Annotated in this window: 3 protein-coding genes; all 3 read right to left on the minus strand. The window is 64.7% G+C overall.

Going from position 1 to position 2992, the window contains the following annotated elements; genetic code table 11:
* A partial coding sequence (locus tag AC5RUJ_RS13665; RefSeq protein ID WP_494156012.1) for a carboxypeptidase-like regulatory domain-containing protein occupies window positions 1-811 on the minus strand: 811 nt, incomplete at its 3' end.
* 179 nt (window positions 812-990) lie between these two features.
* Window positions 991-1650, minus strand: coding sequence for a Maf family protein (locus AC5RUJ_RS13670; protein ID WP_494128961.1), 660 nt, complete (start codon window positions 1648-1650; stop codon window positions 991-993).
* A gap of 253 nt (window positions 1651-1903) precedes the next feature.
* Window positions 1904-2992, minus strand: a 1089-nt coding sequence (locus tag AC5RUJ_RS13675) for a DUF885 domain-containing protein (protein WP_494156013.1), incomplete at its 5' end; no start/stop codon positions are given.

Raw genomic sequence — 2992 nt, forward strand, 5'->3', positions numbered from 1 at the left:
TGTACTCGCCGGCTGTCAGTCCGGTGAGCCTGTAGGTACCGTCTTCTTGCACCCAGCTTGAGGCTACGTCGTCCCACTCATTGTCGGTGTAGGCATACACGTATACATCACTGACGTTGGCGCCGTTAGGAACCACTATGGTCCCGGAGATCGTGGCAGTAGCCGATGCACCGAGTGAGGGCACCGCTGTCGCTCTATCCGAGCTTGCAGCATCCTCGCGCGTTGTGTCAGGCCTGGCTTGCTCGGTCTGGTTTTGCGCCGGGGATTCGGCGTCGATGGCCACTTGCTCGCCCAGTTCAGGCTCTGAAGCTGTCGGAGCGGTTGCTTCTAAACCGGCTGCGTTATCGCTGTCATTCGACTTACTGCCAGCGTCGGATGGCTTGAGAACTAAGTCCATGTCGACGCCGGTCAGAGCTAAACCACCCAGCGCGATCAGAGCAGCGTCATCGAATGTAGAAGAATTTCCATGCCAGGTTGAGGCGATTTCATCGTCATCGCTCACGTACTCAAGCTTGTAGTCGCCCGGCACGAGATTCACCAGGAGGTAACGGCCGTCGTCGGCCACCTTCGCTTCTGCGGAGGCTTCGTGGTCTGCGGCGGTGAATGCGCGCACAGTAACCGATGCCGCCGAATGGCCTTCGGGGACGGTCACGGTCCCGGAGATCGAACCAATCTCGCCGGCAAAGGCTGGAACTGTCCCAAGTGAGAGCAGCGCGGCCAGCAGGACCGCAAGGACGTATCTGAAACTAAGCCGGCGTGGAGGCCGTTTGCGAAACATGTAGTACCCCAACTCGTGTTCGATGAGGGGCACTTTGCTGACGGCGCCAAACTAGATTCCCCCAGTCTGATGACGTCAGACAAGGACGAATATAGGAGAGAAATCTCCGTTGCTTAACGAAATAAGTTTTTGGACTGCAGAATTAAGCAGAAGATGATGAAACGGTTAAACACGGGAAATGCCGCGTCATAAAACCCCGGACCGGAAAGGGCCTAATAGCTCCAGAGGTCGGTGATCTGAACGTCGGCGCTGGACAGCAGCCGGCGCAGGGTGGATACCGAGAGGCCGACGACGGCATGCGGGTCCCCGTCCACCCGCTCGATGAAGGCGCCGCCCAGCGAGTCGATGGTGAACGAACCGGCGACGTGCAGCGGTTCGCCGCTGGCCACGTAGGCGTCGATTTCGGTGTCGGTGAGCTGGGCGAAATGCACCGCGGCGGAGGCGACCGCCCCTACGGTGGCCCCCGATCCGGCGCCGGGGCTTTCCTGCCCGCCGGCCTCGAAGGCGGTGGGGCGGCAGTCCACCAGCCAATGACCCGTGTGCAGCACCCCGTGCCGCCCGCTCATCCGATGCAGGCGTTCCCGGGCGACGTCCGGCTCATGCGGCTTGCCGTACGGCGCGCCGTCGAGTTCGAACACGGAGTCGCAGCCAAGCACCAAGGCGCCTTCGGCCGCGGGGAGCGCCGCAACAGCCTCGGCCTTGGCCCTTGCCAACAACAGCGCCGTGTCGTGCGGGTCGGTGATGCCGTAGCCCGCCGTGACCGCGTCCTCGTCAACATCCGAGACCAGGACCTCGTGCGCGATGCCGGCTTCGGTCAGGAGCTTGGTGCGGGCGGGGGAGGCTGAGGCGAGTATCAGGCGAAGATCGGTCATCCGACCAAGCTTATCCGGCGCCGCAAAGCGAACCCTGCTTAGGGTGTTTCCGCGCCGTGACCTGAGCGTAAAGAAGCGCCGCGGTTGGCCCCTGGACCGGTTGCCTGACCGTACGATTTCGGCGGGAGCTTCTCCCGCCGGAGAGTACGCCCCGTTAAGGGCCGAAGGGACCCGGCACAGATGAGGGCCGGTGCACCGTTGGGGGATGCATCGGCCCTCCTGTTTGTCCGCGCGCGGCCGGAACCGGCCCGCGTCAGCCGGTGGCGGGCACCGGGTCCTCGCCCAGCAGCGCGCGCCGCAGGGTGTCCAGCCCGACCGAACCGATATTCAGCGCCTGGCTGTGGAAGGCCTTGATGTCGAACGCGTCGCCCTCGCGCAGGCGTCGCTCGTCGCGGATTTCCTCCCAGAGCTTTTGGCCCAGCTTGTAGGCCGGCGCCTGTCCCGGCCAGCCCAGGTAGCGGGCGAATTCAAAGTCCAGCTGGCCCTTGCTGATGGCAATGTTCTTGCGCAGGAACTCGTAGCCCTTCTCCGGTGTCCAGGCACCCGAGCCCCAGCGCTCCGGGATCTCCAGCTCCAAATGGACGCCGATGTCGAACACCACGCGCGCGGCCCGCATGCGCTGCGCATCCAGCATGCCCATCCGGTCGCCCGGATCGGCCAGGTAGCCCAAATCATCCATCAGGCGTTCGGCATACAGTGCCCAGCCTTCGCCGTGGCCGGAAACCCAGCAGATGTTCCGTCGCCAGTTGTTCAGCAGCTCGCGCCGGTAGGTGGCCGTCGCGATTTGGAGGTGGTGGCCCGGAACGCCTTCGTGGTAGACCGTGGTGGTTTCCTTCCACGTGGTAAAGCTGTCTTCGCCTTCGGGCACCGACCACCACATGCGGCCCGGCCGGGCGAAGTCGTCGCTGGGGCCGGTGTAGTAGATGCCTCCCTCATGCGTCGGGGCAATCATGCACTCCAGCCGGCGCATCGGTTCGTAGATCTCGAAGTGGCCGGCGAGTTCCTCAACGGCCTTGTCCGAGAGGCGCTGCATCCACGCCTGCAGCTCGTCGGTGCCGTGCAGCTGCCGCTGGGGATCCGCATCCAGCAGCGCCATCGCTTCTTCGATGCTGGCCCCGGGCCGGATCTGCTCCGCCACGGCTTCCTGCTCCGCGATGATGCGGTCCAATTCCGCCACCCCCCAGGCATAGGTGGCTTCCAGGTCCACCGCGGAGCCCAGGAAACGGCGCGACATCAGGGCATAGCGTTCGCGCCCGACGGCGTCCTTCTCCGGTGCTGCCGGCAGCAGCTCGGCCTCGAGGAACGAGGCCAGCCGGCCGTAGGCGGTCGCCGCGGCACCGGC

The sequence above is a fragment of the Arthrobacter sp. Y3223164 genome (assembly GCF_059091005.1).